The following is an 18,247-nucleotide window of genomic DNA, read 5'->3' as shown; positions in this document are numbered from 1 at the left end:
GACATGCGCGCAGATGTGCTGATTGTCGGGGCCGGAATGGTCGGAAGCGCCCTGGCGCTGGCGTTGCAGGGCAGCGGCCTGCAGGTGCTGCTGCTCGACGGTAGCCCGCTGAGCGTCAAGCCGTTCGACCGTGATGCGGCGTTCGAGCCCCGTGTGAGCGCACTGTCGGCTGCCAGCCAGCGCATCCTCGAACGCCTGGGCGTGTGGGACGGCATCCTGTCGCGCCGCGCCAGCCCTTATGGCGAGATGCAGGTGTGGGACGGCAGCGGCACCGGGCAGATCCATTTTTCGGCTGCCAGCGTACATGCCGAGGTACTCGGGCATATCGTCGAGAACCGCGTGGTGCAGGATGCCTTGCTTGACCGTCTGCACGACTGCGACCTGGGCCTGCTGGCCAATGCGCGCCTGGAGCAGATGCGCCGCTCCGGCGATGACTGGCTGCTGACCCTGGCCGATGGCCGCACGTTGCGCGCGCCGCTGGTGGTGGCCGCCGATGGTGCCAACTCCGCCGTGCGCCGCCTGACCGGCACCGCGACCCGCGAATGGGATTACCTGCATAACGCCATCGTCACCAGCGTGCGCAGCAGCCAGCCGCATCAGCGTACGGCGTGGCAACGCTTTACCGATACGGGTCCGCTGGCGTTCTTGCCGCTGGTGCGGGATGGTCAGGAGGATTGGTGTTCGATCGTCTGGTCGACCACGCCGGCTGAGTCCGAGCGCTTGATGGCGCTGGATGATGAAAGCTTCTGCCGTGAACTGGAGCGCGCCTTTGAAGGGCGACTCGGTGAAGTGATCAGCGCCGACCCACGAGTATGCGTGCCGTTGCGTCAGCGTCACGCCAAGCGCTACGTAGCCGAAGGCCTGGCATTGATCGGCGACGCGGCCCACGTCATCCACCCATTGGCGGGGCAGGGTGTGAACCTGGGTTTCCTCGACGCGGCGGTGCTGGCCGAAGTGCTGTTGGCGGCGACCGAGCGTGGGGAGCGCCTGGCGGATGTGAAGGTACTGAGCCGATATGAGCGTCGGCGCATGCCGCATAACCTGGCGCTGATGGCGGCGATGGAAGGCTTTGAGCGACTGTTCCAGGCCGATCAACTGCCGGTGCGCTGGCTGCGCAACGCCGGGTTGAAGATGGTCGACCAGATGCCCGAGGCCAAGGCCGTGTTCGTGCGTCAGGCTCTGGGCCTGACTGGCGATCTCCCGGACCTTGCGAAACCCTGATATTGAAATGCGATCCCTTGTGGGAGGGGGCTTGCCCCCGATGAGGCCATCAGCCTACAACTAATGTCCGTCATGCAACATCTGGTAACGCCTCTACCAAGCACTACCAAATGTGAGTCCTTATCATTTGCCCTCTTTTTGCAAATGAGAGACCGCACCCATGTTGGCACCCAAGCGCCTCCTGACTGCCCTGGCACTCACCCTGATCGGCAGCACCACCGTGCAGGCCGCCGACGAAGTGGTGGTCTACTCCTCGCGTATCGATGAGCTGATCAAGCCGGTCTTCGACGCCTACACCCAAAAAACCGGCGTGCAGGTGAAGTTCATCACCGACAAGGAAGCCCCGCTGATGCAGCGCATCAAGGCCGAGGGCGCAAACGCAACCGCCGACCTTTTGCTCACCGTAGATGCCGGCAACCTCTGGCAGGCCGAGCAGATGGGGATCCTGCAACCGTTCACCTCCCCGGTGATCGACAAGAACATTCCCCTGCAATATCGCTCGTCAAAACACACCTGGACCGGCTTGAGCCTGCGCGCACGCACCATCGCCTATTCCACCGACCGGGTAAAACCGGGTGACCTCACTACCTACGAAGCCCTGGCCGACAAACAGTGGGAAGGCCGCCTGTGCCTGCGTACCGCGAAAAAGGTCTACAACCAGTCGCTGACCGCCACCCTGATCGAAACCCACGGCGCGGCCAAGACCGAAGAGATCGTCAAGGGTTGGGTCAACAACCTGTCCACCGACGTGTTCTCCGATGACATCGCCGTGCTCGAAGCCATCAACGCCGGGCAGTGCGACGTGGGCATCGTCAACACCTACTATTACGGCCGCCTGCACAAGCAGAAACCGGACCTGGCGGTGAAGCTGTTCTGGCCGAACCAGGGCGACCGTGGCGTGCACGTGAACCTGTCGGGTATCGGCCTGACCCAGCACGCGCCGCATCCGGAAGCCGCCAAGGCGCTGGTCGAGTGGATGACCACGCCTGAGGCGCAGAAGATCTTTGCCGACGTGAACCAGGAGTTCCCGGCCAACCCGGCGGTGCCGCCGTCAGCCGAAGTGGCGACGTGGGGCAAGTTCGTGGCGGACACCTTGCCGGTGGAAGTGGCGGGCAAGCGCCAGGCTGAGGCGATCCGCCTGATGGATCGCGCCGGCTGGAACTGACACACTACGTGGCAAATGTGGGAGGGGGCTTGCCCCCGATAGCGGGATATCAGTTCACTCATCATGGACTGATCCACCGCCATCGGGGGCAAGCCCCCTCCCACATTGGATTGAGTTGAATTAAAGACATTCACTGAGAACTGACTTTGGCCCACCCCGCCCAACGCCGCTGGTACCTGCCGGTCTTCACCGTCGCCGCCCTGGTGCTGCTACCGCTGAGCGTGCTGTTGCTGTCCTGGCAAAGTATCGACAACCAGATCTGGTCGCACTTGTGGGAAACCCAGATGCCGCGCCTGCTGGGCAACACGCTCACCCTGGTGCTGGGCGTCGGTATCGGCGTGACCCTGTTGGGCGTCAGCCTGGCCTGGTTGACCAGCCTCTGCGAGTTTCCTGGTCGGCGCTGGCTGGATTGGGCACTGATGTTGCCGTTCGCCATTCCTGCCTATGTGCTGGCCTTTGTGTTTGTCGGCCTGCTGGACTTCTCCGGTCCCGTGCAAACCCTGTTGCGTGAATGGTTCGGCACCGGCTTGAGGCTGCCACGGGTGCGCTCCACCAGCGGCGTGATCATCGTCCTGGTGCTGGTGTTCTATCCCTATGTTTATCTCCTGGCGCGCACCGCGTTCCTGGCCCAGGGAAAAGGCCTGATGGAGGCCGCGCGGGTGTTGGGACAGTCGCCCTGGCGAGCGTTCTGGCATGTGGCCCTGCCCATGGCGCGCCCGGCGATTGGGGCTGGGGTCGCCTTGGCGCTGATGGAAACCCTGGCGGATTTTGGCGCGGTCTCGGTGTTCAACTTCGACACGTTCACCACGGCCATCTACAAGACGTGGTATGGCTTCTTCAGTCTTTCCAGCGCCGCCCAATTGGCCAGCCTGTTGCTGCTGGTGGTGATGCTGGTGCTGTACGGCGAGCGGCGCGCCCGGGGCGCCAGCCGGCCGAGCAATGAGCGGCCACGAGGCAAGGCGTTGTACCACCTGCGCGGGTTCAAGGCGGCCGCAGCCAGCAGTTGGTGCGGGTTGGTGTTCGCCTGCGCGTTTGTCATCCCGATGCTGCAACTGGTGGTGTGGTTCTGGCAGCGCGGCCGCTTCGATCTGGATGAGCGCTATTCGGGCCTGATCCTCCACACGCTTTACCTGGGCGGCATCGCGGCCTTGATCACGATCAGCGTGGCGCTGGTGCTGGCGTTCGCCAACCGCCTGGCGCCGACACGGACGATCCGCTCCGGCATCAGCCTGGCCAACGTCGGCTATGCCTTGCCGGGCTCGGTGCTGGCGGTGTCGATCATGTTGGCGTTCAGCTATCTGGACCGTGAACTGGTGGTGCCGCTCTCCGGCTGGCTCGGTGTGGCGGGCAAGCCATTGCTGCTGGGCAGTCTGTCGGCGCTGGTGCTGGCGTATCTGGTGCGTTTCCTGGCGGTGGCCTATGGGCCGTTGGAAAACAGCCTGGCGCGTATCCGCCCGTCCTTGCCGGAAGCTGCACGCAGTCTTGGTGTGAGTGGCCCACGACTGTTTTGCAAAGTGTATCTGCCGTTGCTGCTGCCGGGGACCTTGAGCGCTGCACTTCTGGTATTTGTCGATGTGCTCAAGGAAATGCCTGCCACTTTGCTGATGCGCCCGTTCGGCTGGGACACGCTGGCAGTACGGGTCTTTGAAATGACCAGCGAAGGCGAGTGGGCACGGGCCTCTCTGCCGGCGTTGACCCTGGTGCTGGTGGGCCTGTTGCCGGTGATCGGGCTGATCCGACGCTCTGCACGGCAAATCGGTTAGGTGCCAGTCCTACGGCTTGCGGCTACAATGCGCGGCATTCGGTGCGCTTCGTCTTTCGGAGCGGGTCGCTGGACGTGGCTGCAGGCCTTGTAATTCAAGGCGCTCAGCGCGGACAGCAGCTCCGCGCACCTTCGCCAAGCCCGGAAGGAGAAACCCATGGGACAGCGTACGCCTCTGTATGACCTGCATCTCGCCCTCGGCGCGAAAATGGTCGATTTTGGCGGTTGGGATATGCCTCTGCACTACGGCTCGCAAGTTGAGGAGCACCATCAGGTGCGACGCGACTGCGGGGTGTTCGATGTATCTCATATGACCGTGATCGATGTCAGCGGCCCCCAGGCCACGGAATGGCTCCAGCACCTGCTGGCCAATGATGTCGAACGCCTGCACGACTGCGGCTGTGCGTTGTACAGCGCCATGCTCAACGAACGCGGCGGCGTGGTGGACGACATGATTGTCTACCGTACCGAAACCGCTTATCGGCTGGTGGTCAACGCCGCCACCCGCGACCAGGACATGGCCTGGATGCACGCGCAACTGGGCGACTATCAGGTGCAACTGCATGAACGCCCCGAGTTGGCGATGCTGGCTATCCAAGGTCCCCACGCCCGGCAGACGATCGCCGAGCTGGTCACCCAATCGCGCAGCACCCTGATTCACCAACTCAAGCCCTTCGAAGGTCTCGCCGATGGTGACTGGTTTATCGCACGCACGGGTTACACCGGCGAAGATGGCCTGGAGATTGTCCTGCCTGCCGATCAGGCGCCGGGTTTTTTCAACGACCTGGTGGGCGCCGGTATTTCACCCATAGGTCTTGGTGCTCGCGATACCCTGCGCCTGGAGGCGGGCATGAACCTGTACGGCCAGGACATCCACCAGGATGTTTCGCCGCTGGCGTCGAATATGGCCTGGAGCATCGCCTGGGAACCTGCCGAGCGTAATTTCATTGGGCGCACCGCGCTGGAAGCGGAAAAAGCAGCCGGTGTGCAGTTCAAACTGGTCGGGCTGGTGCTGGAAGAGCGCGGGGTTTTACGTGCTCATCAGGTGGTTCGTATCGCCAATGTTGGCGAAGGGGAGATCACCAGTGGTAGTTTCTCTCCTACGCTGAGCAAATCCATTGCCCTGGCGCGTGTGCCGACGGCAACCGCTGATCGGGCCGAAGTGGAAATCCGCGGCAAGTGGTACCCGGTTCGAGTGGTCAAGCCGACCTTCGTGCGCCATGGCAAAACCTTGATCTAACCTATTTCCGGCAGGCCGAAGGCCGCTGACATTACTTCTTGAGGACACAGATTATGAGCGATATCCCTGCCGACCTGCGTTTTGCCGAAAGCCACGAATGGGCACGCCTGGAAGCTGACGGCACCGTGACCGTCGGTATTTCCGACCATGCTCAGGAAGCGTTGGGTGATGTGGTGTTTGTTGAGTTGGCCGAAGTGGGCGCCCAGTTTGACGCTGCTGGCCAGGCGGGTGTGGTTGAGTCGGTCAAGGCCGCCTCGGATATCTACGCCCCGGTTGCAGGCGAAGTGATTGCCGTCAACGAAGAACTGAGTGGCAGCCCGGAGCTGCTGAACTCTGATCCCTACGGCGCTTGGATCTTCAAGCTCAAGCCAAGCAACCCAGCTGACCTGAACAAATTGCTGGATGCTGCCGGCTATAAAGCCGCCATCGGCGAGTAAACACAGGTAGTTGAAACAATACAAATCAATGTGGGAGCTGGCTTGCCTGCGATGCAGGCACCGCGGTGTATCAGTTACGCCGCAGTGATGCCATCGCAGGCAAGCCAGCTCCCACAGTCGATTGCGGTGAGCCGGATTTTTCAGCCTGCTGCCAGTACCGCTTTTACGGCTGCCACCGACCGCTCCACATCCGCCTCTGTCATCGCCGTAAACATCGGCAACGACACGATCAAGCGCCCCACTTTCTCTGCCACCGGGAACATGCCTTCCTTGAATCCCTGTGCCCGATAAAGGCTCAGCAGGTGGATCGGCGGGTAGTGATAGCCAATGCCGACGCCATGGGCCTGCATCTGCTCCATGAACGTGGCGCGGGCCGGCAGACCGTCCTGACGTTCCGGCAGCACCAGTTGGAACAGGTGCCAGTTGCTATTCTCGAAGTCGGCAGGCGGCAGTTGTGCACCGTACTTCTCTTCAAAGTCACTGCCAAAGCATTGGAAGTAGTGCTGCGCCAGGTTCTGGCGGTGAGCGGTGATCTGCTCGATGTGGGCAAATTGCCCCAGGCCAATGGCGGCAGCGATGTCAGTCATGTTGAACTTGCCGCCCAGCACATCTACGTCCAGGCCGTCGAAGCCGGTGCGGGTAACACCCTGCAGGCGGTATTTTTCTGCCAGGCGCGCTTCTTCGGCGTTATTCAACACCAGGCAGCCGCCCTCGGAAGAGGTGATGTTCTTGTTGGCCTGGAAACTGAACGACACAAAATCCCCAGTGGCGCCGATACGCTCGCCATCCCAGCTGGAACCCAACGCCTGCGCTGCATCCTCGATGATGCGCAGGTTGTACTTGTTCGCCAGCGCATAGAGCATCGGCATATCCAGGGGCAGGCCGGCCAGGTAAACCGGGATGATCGCCTTGGTGCGCGGGGTAATCGCCGCTTCCACCTGGGACAGGTCGATATTGCGGGTCACCGGGTCAATATCGGCAAACACTGGCGTAGCGCCCACTTCCAGAATCACGTTGGCCGTGGCTACCCAGGAAATCGGCGTGGTGATGACTTCATCACCTGGCCCGATGCCAGCAATGCGCAAGGCAATCTCCATGGTGCAGGTGCCCGAGTTGAAGGTGCGCACCGGCCGACCGCCAAAGTACTCCGACAACTGAGCCTCGAAGGCCTGCACCTTCGGCCCGCTGGTGATCCAGCCCGAGCGCAGTACATCGCCGACCGCTGCAATGGTGGCTTCATCGATGGTGGGTTTGGAAAACGGCAGGAAGGGCAGTTGGCTCATGACGACGAAGGCATCCGTTTCAGGTTGGCGATGAGTAAGCGAAGTATCAGTACCGGCATGGTTGCACGGCTTGACTGAATATAGCCTGTCATCTGTGAATGAATCGTCACCATTGAGCCGAAGAATGCCACGTCGAAGGCGGCATTCTTCTTGGAAGATCAGAAGGCAAGCCGCGCTTCCAGGAACATGTTCTGCTCCTTGAGTTTGCCTTTGAGTTGCTCGTCCCGTGCATTTACACGGTTGGCAAAGGTGTTGTAGCCAGTTTCGACGTCGCCGAGGGCGGTGTAACGATAGCCAGCCCCTAGAGTGAGTCGCTCGCTGGCCTTGGCTTCCAGCCCAATGCCCAGGCTATAGGCAAGGTTATGTTGGCGGTTGCTGGCAAAACGACGGGTCTCAGTGGTTTGATAACCTTCGGACTCAATGCGTGCGATGCCCACACCGGCCATGCCGTAAAACGATAGCCACTGGTTGATCGGGATATCTTTATAGCCGTTGAGCATCAAGCGCTGGCTCTGCACATGCAGGCTGTTGACGTTGGCATTGAAGGGGGCCCAGTAGGATTTGAAGGTCGAACTGTTTGGCATCGTGTACTCCCCTTCCAGGCGCCAGCCACTGTCAAAGGCATACCCCAGGGCGAAGGACGCGACAAATGACTTGCTGCTATCCGGGGCATCCACCCTGTCGGTGACGCGCGGGCTGGTGAGCAGTGCGCTGGAGAGGTTCTGGCGAGCGCTGTTGAATTTGGCTGATCCGTACCAGCTTTCTGCCTGGGCGTAGGCGGTGGCAAATGCAGAGAACAGCAGCGCGTAGGCAATCTTGTGCATGGGCAGTGAGTCGCTTTATTAAAAAAGGAATCCTTAGCTTGCTGCCCTGCAGAGTGAGGCTCGACAGGACTTCTCTGTATGCAGTTGGGAAAACAGCAATGCTTGCGTAGTGCCCAGCGATGATGACCGTAGGAATTGAGGATAAAAAAATGCCGCTGTTAACAGCGGCATTTTTTTATTGCGCCCGAGTTATTCGGTGACTGCGTTTTTCGCGAGGATAGCGTTGGCCAGCTCCATGTCCGTGGCCTGCAGGCCAGGGTTGTCGGCGCGGACTTTCTGCATCGCGGCTTCCAGGTATGGGCCACGGATGCCGCCATCGCTGGCAACGAAGCTGCCTGCGTCGTCTTGGGCGGCGACCACCAGCTTGTGGTCCTTGAACGTCAGGTACGTCGAGCCGGTAGTGGCGCCCGAGGAAATGACATTGCGCCAGAAACTGTCGGCCATGGCTGATCCGACAGGGAGGGAAAGCACAGCAAGGGTTGCGACAGCATATTTGAGACGCATGATGGGTGACTCCGGGTGGGGTATCTGTACTTTATGATTGTAGTTAGCCCAACCGAGTTCCATCACTGACTAAACAGTTTCAACCCTTAATACCACGCCTTCCTGGCCAATCACCCGTACTTGAGCGCCTACGGGGCTGTCCGGGCCGGTCACCATCCATACGCCATCACCGACTTTTACCTTGCCCCGGCCATCCACAATCGCCTGGTGCACCACGAAGGTGCGGCCGATCAGCTCGGAGCCGCGTTCGTTGAGACCCGGCTGGTCGCTGGCCTTGGCGCTGCTGCGCTGACGCTTCCACCAGTACACCGCCGTCATTATCGACAACACGGCAAATAGCAGAAGTTGCCATTCCAGCCCCAGGGGAGGCACCAGAAACTTGATCACGCCCACGGCGGCCGCAGCGATACCCATCCACAACAGGTAACCGCCAGCGCCGAAGACCTCAAGAATCAGCAGTACCGTGCCCAGTGCCAGCCAATCCCAGAACGACAGATGCTGCAGGAAATCCCACATGGCGCTGGCCTCAGCCCTTCTTGTTGTCGAATGTTGCCTTGACGATCTCGCCGATACCGCCAACCGCGCCGATCACCTGGCTGGCCTCCAGTGGCATCAGGATGACCTTGCTGTTATTGGCCGAAGCCAGCTTGCCCAGGGCATCGATGTATTTCTGGGCGACAAAGTAGTTGACCGCCTGCACGTTGCCCGACGCGATTGCTTCCGATACCACCTGTGTGGCGCGGGCTTCAGCTTCGGCCTGACGCTCACGGGCTTCGGATTCAAGGAACGCCGCCTGCCGGCTACCTTCGGCCTCGAGGATCTGTGCCTGCTTCTTGCCTTCGGCAGTCAGGATCGCCGAGGCGCGCAGGCCTTCGGCTTCGAGGATCTGCGCACGCTTGATCCGTTCGGCTTTCATCTGGCCCGACATGGCGGCCATCAGGTCGGCAGGCGGGCTGATGTCCTTGATCTCGATACGGGTGATCTTGATGCCCCACGGCGCGGTGGCTTCGTCCACGGTCTTCAGCAGTTTTTCGTTGATGCCGTCACGCTGGCTGAGCATGGCGTCCAGCTCCATGGAGCCGAGCACGGTACGGATGTTGGTTTGCAGCAGGTTGCGGATGGCGTGCTCGAGGTTGTTGACCTCGTAGGCGGCCTGGGCGGTGTTGACCACCTGGAAGAAGCACACGGCGTCGATCTGCACGGTGGCGTTGTCGGCGGTGATGACTTCCTGGGGCGGGATATCCAGTACGCTTTCCATCACGTTGATCTTGCGACCGATGCGGTCCATGACCGGGATGATGATGTTCAAGCCAGGCTTGAGCGTGTTGGTGTAACGGCCAAAACGCTCGACCGTCCATTGGTAGCCCTGGGGGACCACCTTGAAGCCCATGAACAGGATGGCGATGGCCAAACCCACGAAAAGAAGCAGTACGGTTCCGATCTGCATAGCGATTCCCTATCTGATGGTGTCAGTGAAACGACGTTGGGCCGATTGTAACGGTGTTGTCACCGATAAGAACGGTTTCACTGCTTAACAAACGAAGGATTTGTTACCGAATCCCCGGGAGTCACCCGCAAGACTTCCGCCATCGTGGTGAGCCCCGCCGCGACCTTCTGCGTGCCGGCCATGCGCAAGCTGCACATGCCGTGGGTAACTGCGGCCTGGCGCAGGGCCTGCACATCGGCCCCAGGCGTGATCAGTGCCTTGAGTGCCTCGTTCAATACCATGATTTCGTAAACGCCGGCCCGCCCCTGATAACCGCTGTGTCGACATTCAAAGCACCCGACCGCTTCATGGGCGTCACCCAGAGACCGCTTGCAGTGCGGGCACAAAACCCGCACCAGACGCTGCGCCATCACGCCGAGCAAGGTGGCTTTGATCAAATAATGCGCAATACCCAGCTCCTGCAAGCGGCTGATGGCACTGGGTGCATCGTTGGTATGCAGGGTCGACAGCACCAGGTGCCCGGTCAGCGCGGCCTGGATCGCCATTTCGGCGGTCTCCTGGTCGCGGATCTCGCCGATCATGATGATGTCCGGGTCCTGGCGGAGCAGGGCGCGGATACCGCTGGCGAAGGTCAGGTCGATATTGTGCTGCACCTGCATCTGGTTGAACGCCGGCTCGACCATCTCGATCGGATCTTCCACCGTGCACAGGTTGACCTCCCGCGTGGCCAATTGCTTGAGCGTGGTGTAGAGGGTGCTGGTCTTGCCTGAACCGGTAGGGCCGGTGACCAGGATGATGCCGTTGGTCTGGCTTGTCATGGCTTGCCAGCGTTGCTGGTCATCAATGGATAAACCAAGCTGGTCAAAGCCCTTGAGCAGCACCTGTGGGTCGAAGATCCGCATCACCAGCTTTTCGCCAAACGCCGTGGGCAAGGTGGACAGGCGCAGTTCCACTTCTGCTCCGGTCGGGCTTTTGGTCTTGACCCGACCGTCCTGGGGCCTGCGCTTTTCCGCCACATTCATGCGGCCCAGGCTTTTGAGGCGGCTGACCACTGCCATCGTGACCTGGGGCGGGAACTGATAGACGTCGTGCAACAACCCGTCGATGCGAAAGCGCACACGGCCCTGTTCTCGGCACGGTTCAATGTGGATATCGCTGGCGCGCTGGCCGAAAGCGTACTGCAACAGCCAGTCGACGATGTTGACGATATGCGCGTCGTTGGCATCCGGCTCCTGGTCGCTGGCGCCGAGGTTGAGCAGTTCGTTGTTGCCCGGTGCCGCAACTTTTTGATCGGCGCCGCTGACGGACTTCGCCAGCCGGTAGAACTCGCCGATACAGCGCGTTATGTCCTTGGGGTTGGCAACCACACGCTTGATCGAGCGCTTGAGCACTTGCGCCAGCCCGGCTTCCCAACTGGTGACGTGGGGCTGGGCGCTGGCGACGGTGACCGTCTGCGCGTCCACCGCCACCGCAAGGATCGAGTGGCGTTGGGCGAACGCGTGTGACATCAGCGGCACGACCGTCGCCACATCGATCTTCAACGGGTCGATGCGCAGGTACGGTTGCCCGGCATGCTGGGCCAGCCATTCGGACAGGGTTTCCAGGCTGGGGCCAAGGGCTGCGATGCGTTCCAGGGGATGCAAGGTGTTGCTGGCCGGCAGCGCCGACAACTGCTGTGCAACTTCTGGGGTGATCAGTCGCCCTTCGAGCAAAGCCGGCAGCAGTTGATGCAGTTCCAAGCGTTGATCAACCGGCATGAAGGTTTTCCTGAGGGCAGTGGGCGTAAATCCCAGGCTAGCCAGCCCCTGAATATCTTCCTCCCGGCGTGTATTGCAGGTTCTTACTGAGCGACCGCCACCACTGCCAGAGGCCCCGCGGCATCAGCCGACCACACGTCCAGCGCGCACACGCTGATCAGGTTTCGAATCTTTTCACCGATCACCTGGGCACGGTGCCAGCTCAGGCCGTCCATCACGATGCCGATGTTCAGCAGGTCTTCTTCGCGGTTGACCGTGACCTGCTGCGGCGTGAGGCATTGCAGGGCGAAGTAGTTAAGTACCCGGCACAGCACATCCGGCTCCGCCTCGGCGACGATCTGGTAATGCGCCTGGCAATGGGCGCTGTTGACGGCCCATGCATCGACGCGGGTAGCGGGGTGGTTGGTTTCGACGGCGTGCATGGGAAAACTCCAGATTCGACTGGAGAAATTTTTACATTCGCGACGGGAGATTTCTTATCTAAGATGGGCCTGTTTTGTCAAAAATTGAATCAATCAATTCAGAATAAGTGCAATAGAGGGTATTTATATGCACAGCGAGTTGGACGCCTACGACCGCCGTATCCTGGCCCTGTTGCAGGAAGACGCTTCTCTCTCCAGCGCGCAGATCGCCGAACAGGTGGGCCTGTCCCAGTCGCCTTGCTGGCGACGTATCCAACGTCTCAAGGAGGAGGGCGTGATTCGCGGCCAGGTGACCTTGCTGGATCGCAAGAAGATCGGCCTCAACACGCAGATATTCGCCGAAGTGAAACTCAACGCCCACGGTCGTTCCAACTTCACCGAGTTCACCGACGCGATTCGCGGGTTTCCGGAAGTGCTGGAGTGTTATGTGCTGATGGGGGCGGTGGATTTTCTACTGCGCATCGTCACCTCGGACATCGAGGCGTATGAGCGGTTTTTCTTCGAGAAGCTGTCGATGGTGCCGGGGATTCAGGAGGTCAATTCGATTGTGGCGTTATCCGAGATCAAGTCCACGACCAGCCTGCCAGTATTGCGCTGACTGGACCGGCCTCATCGGGAGCAAGCCCCCTCCCACATTTGGAATGCATTTCAAATGTGGGAGGGGGCTTGCTCCCGATGGCGATCTCACAGACGCAACAAGGTCTTCCACGCCCGATTCTGATACACCGCAATCGCCTGATGCATCCGCGCGTCCAGCGACTCGTCCGTGATCGGCTGGTTGGCCAGTTGCACCAACTTGTTCAGCTCGCCGTACAAACGGTCCAATTCCGGAATGTCGACCACCTGACGCGCATGGTGCAGCCAGGCCTGGATGCGTTCGATGCGTGGCAGTTGCTCGGCCAGGTCTTCCGGCTGTTGCTGGTAGCGCGGCAGTTGCAGGGCGACGGCATCGTCGGCCAGCAGGCGCGGCAGCCAGTTGGTGATTTGCGCAGCGCCCTGGCGGTTGCCACGCACGTTGCGGTCGGCGGTCCAGGTGCGGGCGAGCAGCCAGCGCGAAGCGTTCAGTGAGAACAGGCCCCAGCGCACGTCGTCCAGTTCTTCGGCGAACTGTTCCGGCGCGGCTTTGCGGATGTCTTCGTCGTCATCACCGGCCTGTACCAGTGGGCGCCAGTCTTCCAGCAGGGCATCGAGTGCGCTGCGCAGTTCGCTGGTGGACTGACGTGGCGCCGCCTGGCCAAGGCTGCCGACCAGGGCACGCAGTTCGCCGAGGTTGTCGACCCAGTCTTGCAGCAGGCGCCAGTGGCCATTGAAACGGTATTGCTCGGCCAGGCGTTGGCTGCTGCCGAGCAGGTGCCACATGATCGCGGCAAACGCGTCGTCCAGCGGCATTTCGGCGTGCAGTTGCGGCGCCGGCAGGCTCAGGGAGTAGCTGCTGGCGTCGTACAGGCGGTAGCCGCGCTCGGCCTTGCTGATATCGCACGGCATCAACGCCAGGGTCGCGGCCAGTTCGGCGGCCAGTTCCAGCAGGGCAGACGGTTCGCCTTCGCGCAGTTCCAGTTCCAGCTCGCAGATTTCTTCTTTCTGCTTGCCGACCACCACGTGGCCCAGGTCCAGGGCGGCTTCGATCACCACCTTGGCCTTGCCACGGCCCCAGGCGATTTCGGCGCGCTCACGCACGAAGTCAGTGGTGAAGATCGGCTTGAGGGTCTTCTTGTCCAGCTCGGCCAGTTGATCGGGCCAGCATTCGCCGTCGAGCTTCTTTACATCGAGCTTGGCTTTGGGCAGTTCCCAGTTGTATTCATTACGTTCCGACAAGCCGGCGACGCTCTGGCCGCGGGTCTTGAGGGTCTGGATGATGTCGTCACCGTCTTTGCGCAGGCGCAGGGCGACTTTGGCCTGGGCCAGGTCGCGCTCGGGGGTGTCGAAGTACTGGTTCATCAACTCACGGCGTTCCCAGCCACTTTTGTTGCGTTTTTTCAGGAGCGGGTGCTCACGCAGCGCGGCGAGGGTCTCGCGGCTGACGCGGAGCTTGATTTCAGTTTCTTTTTGCATGGCCGGAACATCCAGGATCGGGAGCGCAGCCGGGGAAAAGAGTGGCTGCCAAGGTCGTGCAGTGTACAGGACTGAGCCCGGCAACGTGCCGCAACGGTTTATTGTGTCGTGCAGATGGCTCTATAGTGAGGTTCATCCGGGAAGTCGAGAGGCCGAGCATGCCGTTACCGTCCATGAAAGAGCAGTTTGCCGCGCTGATTGCTGCGCCATCCGTGAGCTGCACCCAGGCGTCTCTCGACCAGACCAACCGCCCGGTGATCGACTTGCTCGCTGGATGGCTGGGGGACTTGGGTTTCGCCATCGACATCCAGCCAGTCAGCCCCGGCAAGTTCAACCTGTTGGCCAGCTTTGGCAGCGGCCCTGGTGGCCTGGTGCTGGCGGGGCATAGCGATACCGTCCCCTACGACGCCGCATTGTGGAAGACCGATCCGCTCAAGCTGACGGAAGTTGACGGCCGCTGGGTCGGACTGGGCAGTTGCGACATGAAGGGCTTTTTCGCATTGGCCATCGAGGCGGTGCTGCCGCTGCTGGATCAGCCCTTCAAGCAGCCGCTGTTGATCCTCGCCACCTGCGACGAGGAAAGCTCCATGTCCGGCGCCCGCGCACTGGCCGAAGCAGGCCGCCCGCTGGGGCGCGCAGCGGTGATCGGCGAGCCGACCGGCCTCAAGCCGATTCGCCTGCACAAAGGCGTGATGATGGAGCGCATCGATATTCTTGGCCAGAGCGGCCATTCGTCGGATCCGAGCCTGGGCCACAGTGCCCTCGAAGCCATGCACGACGCCATCGGCGAACTGCGCGGCCTGCGCCTGGCCTGGCAGCGCGAGTACCGCAACCCGCAATTCAGCGTGCCGCAGCCCACCCTGAACTTCGGTTGCATCCACGGCGGCGACAACCCCAACCGCATCTGCGGCCAGTGTTCCCTGGAGTTCGACCTGCGCCCACTGCCGGGCATGGACCCCCAGGTGCTGCGCGACGCCATCCGCCAGAAGCTCCAGCCGTTGGCCGAGCGCCATCAGGTCAAGATTGACTACGCGCCGCTGTTCCCCGAGGTACCGCCCTTCGAGCAACCGGAAGACGCCGAACTGGTGCGGGTGGCGGAACGATTGACCGGCCATCGTGCCGAAGCAGTAGCGTTCGGCACCGAAGCGCCTTATCTTCAGCGCCTTGGTTGTGAAACCCTGGTACTTGGCCCCGGCGACATCGCTTGCGCGCACCAGCCGGGCGAATACCTCGAAATGTCACGCTTGACGCCTACAGTGCGTCTATTGCGGGAACTGATCGAACATTACTGCCTGAAACCTGCATAAATTAACCCCTGCCTGTTCGTACATAGAAGGAGAGTGAGCGTGTCGCCAAGCCTGTTCCGACGATAACCATCAGCCCGCCGTGCGCTTTCACGATTCATCCTTTTTCGGCTGCTTTTTATTACAGGCCCAGGTTCTATGCCCGACTACGTTAACTGGCTTCGTCACGCGTCCCCCTACATCAACGCCCACCGCGACTGCACCTTTGTGGTCATGCTGCCCGGCGACGGTGTGGAGCATCCCAACTTCGGCAATATCGTCCACGACCTGGTGCTGCTGCACAGCCTCGGTGTGCGACTGGTGCTGGTGCACGGTTCGCGCCCGCAGATCGAAGCGCGCCTTGAAGCGCGTGGCCTGACCCCGGCTTACCACGAAGGCTTGCGCATCACCGATGCTGCAACGCTGGAGTGTGTGATCGACGCGGTCGGCCACCTGCGTATCGCCATCGAGGCGCGCTTGTCGATGGACATGGCCTCGTCGCCGATGCAGGGCTCGCGCCTGCGCGTGGCCAGTGGCAACCTGGTGACGGCACGTCCGATCGGCGTATTGGAAGGCGTGGACTTCCACCACACTGGCGAAGTGCGCCGCGTCGACCGCAAGGGTATCAACCGCCTGCTGGACGAGCGCTCCATCGTGCTGTTGTCGCCGCTGGGGTATTCGCCCACCGGCGAGATCTTCAACCTGGCCTGCGAAGACGTTGCGACCCGCGCCGCCATCGACCTGGGCGCTGACAAGCTGCTGCTGTTTGGCGCCGATATGGGCCTGATCGATGAAAATGGCCGCCTGGTACGCGAGCTGCGCCCGCAGCAAGTGCCGGCTCACCTGCAACGCCTGGGCAAAACCAACTACCAGGCCGAGTTGCTTGATGCCGCCGCCGAAGCTTGCCGGGGTGGGGTCGGGCGCAGTCATATCGTCAGCTATGCCGAAGACGGCGCTTTGCTCACCGAGCTGTTCACCCGGGACGGCGGCGGTACGCTGGTGGCCCAGGAGCAATTCGAGCAGGTGCGCGAAGCGGCGATTGAGGATGTCGGCGGTTTGCTTGACCTGATCAGCCCGCTGGAAGAGCAGGGCATCCTGGTACGCCGTTCGCGGGAAGTGCTGGAGCGTGAGATCGAGCAGTTCAGCGTGGTGGAGCGCGAAGGCATGATCATCGCGTGTGCGGCGCTGTATCAGATCGCTGATTCGGACGCGGGCGAGCTGGCCTGCCTGGCGGTGAACCCGGAGTACCGTCATGGCGCACGTGGTGATGTGTTGCTGGAGCGCATCCAGGCCCGTGCCCGGGCGCAGGGGTTGAAGACCTTGTTTGTCCTCACCACCCGCACCGCCCACTGGTTCCGTGAGCGCGGGTTTGTGCCGAGCAGTGTGGACCGCCTGCCGTCGGCGCGAGCGTCCCTGTACAACTATCAGCGCAACTCCAAGATCTTCGAAAAGGCCCTGTAACCCCGGTTTCGGCAACGACTCAGGTCAAACAATGTGGGAGCGGGCTTGCTCGCGAATGCGGTGCATCAGAAACAGGGTCAGTAACTGACACTCCGCTTTCGCGAGCAAGCCCGCTCCCACATGGATCAGTTCACGGACTGATAAATTTGTCGGACACGAAAGCCGAGTAGTCCGGCAACACTGCTTCAACCTTTCCCTGTTCCTTCAAGAACTTCGCTGTTTCCCCAATCGCCTTCGCCGTGCCGCCTTTAAGCAATGCGTCGGTTTGCTGCGCCTGGGCATCCGGGAATGTCGTGCCGGCCAGCAGCTCAGGAATGTCCGCAGCATTTGAACCTGTCAGTTTCGCGATTTTCTGCACCGGCTCCGAATCCACGGTCCAGCCGTCTTTATGCGCCGTATACTCGGCAAACGCATCCAGCGTGACCTTGGCAAACTTGGCCACTACGTCAGGATGTTTTTCCGCAAAATCCTTGCGCGCTACCCACACCTCAAACGTCGGTGCCCCCCACTGACCCACCTGGGCCGCGTCTGTCAGGGTCTTGCCGGTCTTGCGGATTTCTCCCAGGGCGGGTGACCACACGAAGGCCCCGTCGATATCGCCACGTTTCCACGCGGCGGCAATCTCGGCCGGTTGCAGGTTGACGACTTTGACTTGTTTCGTATCCAGGCCCCAGTGCTTCAGTGCACCGAGCAGGCTGTAATGAGAGGTTGAGACAAACGGCGTGGCGATGGTTTTGCCGATCAGGTCCCGGGGTGCGTCAATGTGGCTGCCGTTACGCACCACCAATGCTTCAGAAGTATTGATCTGGGCCGATACGATGAACGCAACGATGGGTAGATTCCGTGAAGCCGCCGCGGCAAGCGGGCTAGAGCCGAGGTTGCCGATTTGCACATCGCCAGACGCGATAGCGGTGACCACTTCCGGCCCACTGTTGAAGCGGCGCCAAGCAATTTTCTCGCCAATGGCCTTCTCATAGAGGCCGTCGGCCTGTGGGACTTTGCTGGGATCGATGCCGGTTTGGTAGCCGATGGTCAAATCGGCGGCTTTGACACCAAAAGAAAGTATTAGTGACACAAAAACTGTAACAAATTGACGGGAGGATGTGCGTTTGGCCATGATGGCGTCGCCTTTTTGATCGTGGGTGACGTATGCAACCGTACGGCCACACTAATCGATCTAAAAAAGCGCTAACAAATACCTTTTAGGCATTAGCTTATGGAGTGGATCGTCTACCCTGTCGGGTCCGCATCATGAAAAGGCTTATTCCTGAATCGTATGAAAAAGAATGAAACAATTCTTTTTGGGTGTATGAAAAACTCATTACCCTGCAGGGACCAAATCAACTGCGCTTAGACGAAGGTAGTAGACACACAAGGTTACGATTGACT

At 60.9% G+C, this 18,247-nt stretch carries 17 protein-coding genes; 8 read left to right on the top strand and 9 right to left on the bottom strand.

The window, feature by feature from the left end; all coding sequences use genetic code 11:
- Positions 1–3 precede the first annotated feature (3 nt).
- The 5 genes from BLR69_RS20205 (at position 4) to gcvH (ending at position 5,825) form a co-directional block, all read left to right on the top strand.
- On the top strand, positions 4–1,221 hold the full coding sequence (locus tag BLR69_RS20205; protein WP_172832161.1) for a 2-octaprenyl-3-methyl-6-methoxy-1,4-benzoquinol hydroxylase: 1,218 nt from the start codon (positions 4–6) through the stop codon (positions 1,219–1,221).
- Between the two features lie 160 nt (positions 1,222–1,381).
- The gene (locus tag BLR69_RS20200) at positions 1,382–2,386 is read left to right on the top strand and encodes an extracellular solute-binding protein (RefSeq protein ID WP_071490448.1); all 1,005 of its coding nucleotides are present in this window, start codon (positions 1,382–1,384) and stop codon (positions 2,384–2,386) included.
- Positions 2,387–2,532: 146 nt separating this feature from the next.
- Positions 2,533–4,149, top strand: a complete 1,617-nt coding sequence (locus BLR69_RS20195) for an ABC transporter permease (protein WP_071494552.1) — start codon at positions 2,533–2,535, stop codon at positions 4,147–4,149.
- A 156-nt stretch (positions 4,150–4,305) separates the two neighbouring features.
- Positions 4,306–5,388 (top strand): glycine cleavage system aminomethyltransferase GcvT, encoded by a 1,083-nt coding sequence (gene gcvT, locus BLR69_RS20190; RefSeq protein ID WP_071494551.1) that lies wholly within the window; start codon positions 4,306–4,308, stop codon positions 5,386–5,388.
- A gap of 53 nt (positions 5,389–5,441) precedes the next feature.
- Positions 5,442–5,825 (top strand): glycine cleavage system protein GcvH, encoded by a 384-nt coding sequence (gene gcvH, locus BLR69_RS20185; protein ID WP_071494550.1) that lies wholly within the window; start codon positions 5,442–5,444, stop codon positions 5,823–5,825.
- 140 nt (positions 5,826–5,965) lie between these two features.
- On the opposite strand, the gene BLR69_RS20180 is transcribed toward gcvH, so the two are convergent.
- The 7 genes from BLR69_RS20180 to BLR69_RS20150 form a co-directional block, all read right to left on the bottom strand.
- Positions 5,966–7,108: a DegT/DnrJ/EryC1/StrS family aminotransferase gene (locus BLR69_RS20180; RefSeq protein ID WP_071494549.1), complete on the bottom strand. Its 1,143-nt coding sequence runs from the start codon at positions 7,106–7,108 to the stop codon at positions 5,966–5,968.
- 158 nt (positions 7,109–7,266) lie between these two features.
- Complete coding sequence (locus BLR69_RS20175) at positions 7,267–7,932, bottom strand: outer membrane protein (protein WP_071494548.1); 666 nt, start codon at positions 7,930–7,932, stop codon at positions 7,267–7,269.
- Positions 7,933–8,121: 189 nt separating this feature from the next.
- Positions 8,122–8,436 carry a DUF2388 domain-containing protein gene (locus BLR69_RS20170; RefSeq protein WP_003176799.1) on the bottom strand — a complete coding sequence of 105 codons (315 nt, stop codon included), beginning with the start codon at positions 8,434–8,436 and terminating at the stop codon, positions 8,122–8,124.
- A 69-nt stretch (positions 8,437–8,505) separates the two neighbouring features.
- Positions 8,506–8,952: an NfeD family protein gene (locus BLR69_RS20165; RefSeq protein WP_071494547.1), complete on the bottom strand. Its 447-nt coding sequence runs from the start codon at positions 8,950–8,952 to the stop codon at positions 8,506–8,508.
- Positions 8,953–8,962: 10 nt separating this feature from the next.
- Positions 8,963–9,883 (bottom strand): SPFH domain-containing protein, encoded by a 921-nt coding sequence (locus tag BLR69_RS20160; RefSeq protein ID WP_010207363.1) that lies wholly within the window; start codon positions 9,881–9,883, stop codon positions 8,963–8,965.
- A 77-nt stretch (positions 9,884–9,960) separates the two neighbouring features.
- On the bottom strand, positions 9,961–11,640 hold the full coding sequence (locus BLR69_RS20155) for a GspE/PulE family protein (RefSeq protein ID WP_071494546.1): 1,680 nt from the start codon (positions 11,638–11,640) through the stop codon (positions 9,961–9,963).
- An 83-nt stretch (positions 11,641–11,723) separates the two neighbouring features.
- Complete coding sequence (locus BLR69_RS20150; protein ID WP_071494545.1) at positions 11,724–12,062, bottom strand: hypothetical protein; 339 nt, start codon at positions 12,060–12,062, stop codon at positions 11,724–11,726.
- A gap of 127 nt (positions 12,063–12,189) precedes the next feature.
- Here BLR69_RS20150 and BLR69_RS20145 point away from each other — a divergent pair, with 127 nt between their 5' ends.
- Entirely contained in the window at positions 12,190–12,660 is a 471-nt protein-coding gene (locus tag BLR69_RS20145) for an Lrp/AsnC family transcriptional regulator (protein ID WP_010207358.1), read from the top strand.
- 86 nt (positions 12,661–12,746) lie between these two features.
- Here BLR69_RS20145 and BLR69_RS20140 read toward each other — a convergent pair whose 3' ends face one another.
- Complete coding sequence (locus BLR69_RS20140; RefSeq protein ID WP_071494544.1) at positions 12,747–14,114, bottom strand: CYTH domain-containing protein; 1,368 nt, start codon at positions 14,112–14,114, stop codon at positions 12,747–12,749.
- Between the two features lie 158 nt (positions 14,115–14,272).
- Between BLR69_RS20140 and argE the strand changes: the two genes are divergently transcribed.
- Both argE and argA read left to right on the top strand, forming a co-directional pair.
- Entirely contained in the window at positions 14,273–15,421 is a 1,149-nt protein-coding gene (argE, locus tag BLR69_RS20135; protein ID WP_071494543.1) for an acetylornithine deacetylase, read from the top strand.
- Positions 15,422–15,556: 135 nt separating this feature from the next.
- A complete protein-coding gene (argA, locus tag BLR69_RS20130; protein ID WP_071494542.1) occupies positions 15,557–16,858 on the top strand; it encodes an amino-acid N-acetyltransferase in 1,302 nt (433 codons plus the stop codon).
- Between the two features lie 130 nt (positions 16,859–16,988).
- On the opposite strand, the gene tauA is transcribed toward argA, so the two are convergent.
- Positions 16,989–17,975: a taurine ABC transporter substrate-binding protein gene (gene tauA, locus BLR69_RS20125; RefSeq protein ID WP_071494541.1), complete on the bottom strand. Its 987-nt coding sequence runs from the start codon at positions 17,973–17,975 to the stop codon at positions 16,989–16,991.
- Between the last annotated feature and the right edge of the window lie 272 nt (positions 17,976–18,247).

Source organism: Pseudomonas azotoformans (assembly GCF_900103345.1).
GTDB lineage: Bacteria > Pseudomonadota > Gammaproteobacteria > Pseudomonadales > Pseudomonadaceae > Aquipseudomonas > Aquipseudomonas azotoformans.
Note: the sequence above shows the minus strand (reverse complement) of the source record. Positions and strands in the feature narration are given on the sequence as shown.

Bases quoted from the DNA above. Each gene is read 5' to 3' on its own strand.
- BLR69_RS20205 (WP_172832161.1), top strand. From the start codon at position 4: ATGCGCGCAGATGTGCTGATTGTCGGGGCCGGAATGGTCGGAAGCGCC.
- BLR69_RS20200 (WP_071490448.1), top strand. From the start codon at position 1,382: ATGTTGGCACCCAAGCGCCTCCTGACTGCCCTGGCACTCACCCTGATC.
- gcvT (WP_071494551.1), top strand. From the start codon at position 4,306: ATGGGACAGCGTACGCCTCTGTATGACCTGCATCTCGCCCTCGGCGCG.
- gcvH (WP_071494550.1), top strand. From the start codon at position 5,442: ATGAGCGATATCCCTGCCGACCTGCGTTTTGCCGAAAGCCACGAATGG.
- BLR69_RS20180 (WP_071494549.1), bottom strand. From the start codon at position 7,108: ATGAGCCAACTGCCCTTCCTGCCGTTTTCCAAACCCACCATCGATGAA.
- BLR69_RS20175 (WP_071494548.1), bottom strand. From the start codon at position 7,932: ATGCACAAGATTGCCTACGCGCTGCTGTTCTCTGCATTTGCCACCGCC.
- BLR69_RS20170 (WP_003176799.1), bottom strand. From the start codon at position 8,436: ATGCGTCTCAAATATGCTGTCGCAACCCTTGCTGTGCTTTCCCTCCCT.
- BLR69_RS20165 (WP_071494547.1), bottom strand. From the start codon at position 8,952: ATGTGGGATTTCCTGCAGCATCTGTCGTTCTGGGATTGGCTGGCACTG.
- BLR69_RS20160 (WP_010207363.1), bottom strand. From the start codon at position 9,883: ATGCAGATCGGAACCGTACTGCTTCTTTTCGTGGGTTTGGCCATCGCC.
- BLR69_RS20155 (WP_071494546.1), bottom strand. From the start codon at position 11,640: ATGCCGGTTGATCAACGCTTGGAACTGCATCAACTGCTGCCGGCTTTG.
- BLR69_RS20150 (WP_071494545.1), bottom strand. From the start codon at position 12,062: ATGCACGCCGTCGAAACCAACCACCCCGCTACCCGCGTCGATGCATGG.
- BLR69_RS20145 (WP_010207358.1), top strand. From the start codon at position 12,190: ATGCACAGCGAGTTGGACGCCTACGACCGCCGTATCCTGGCCCTGTTG.
- BLR69_RS20140 (WP_071494544.1), bottom strand. From the start codon at position 14,114: ATGCAAAAAGAAACTGAAATCAAGCTCCGCGTCAGCCGCGAGACCCTC.
- argE (WP_071494543.1), top strand. From the start codon at position 14,273: ATGCCGTTACCGTCCATGAAAGAGCAGTTTGCCGCGCTGATTGCTGCG.
- argA (WP_071494542.1), top strand. From the start codon at position 15,557: ATGCCCGACTACGTTAACTGGCTTCGTCACGCGTCCCCCTACATCAAC.
- tauA (WP_071494541.1), bottom strand. From the start codon at position 17,975: ATGGCCAAACGCACATCCTCCCGTCAATTTGTTACAGTTTTTGTGTCA.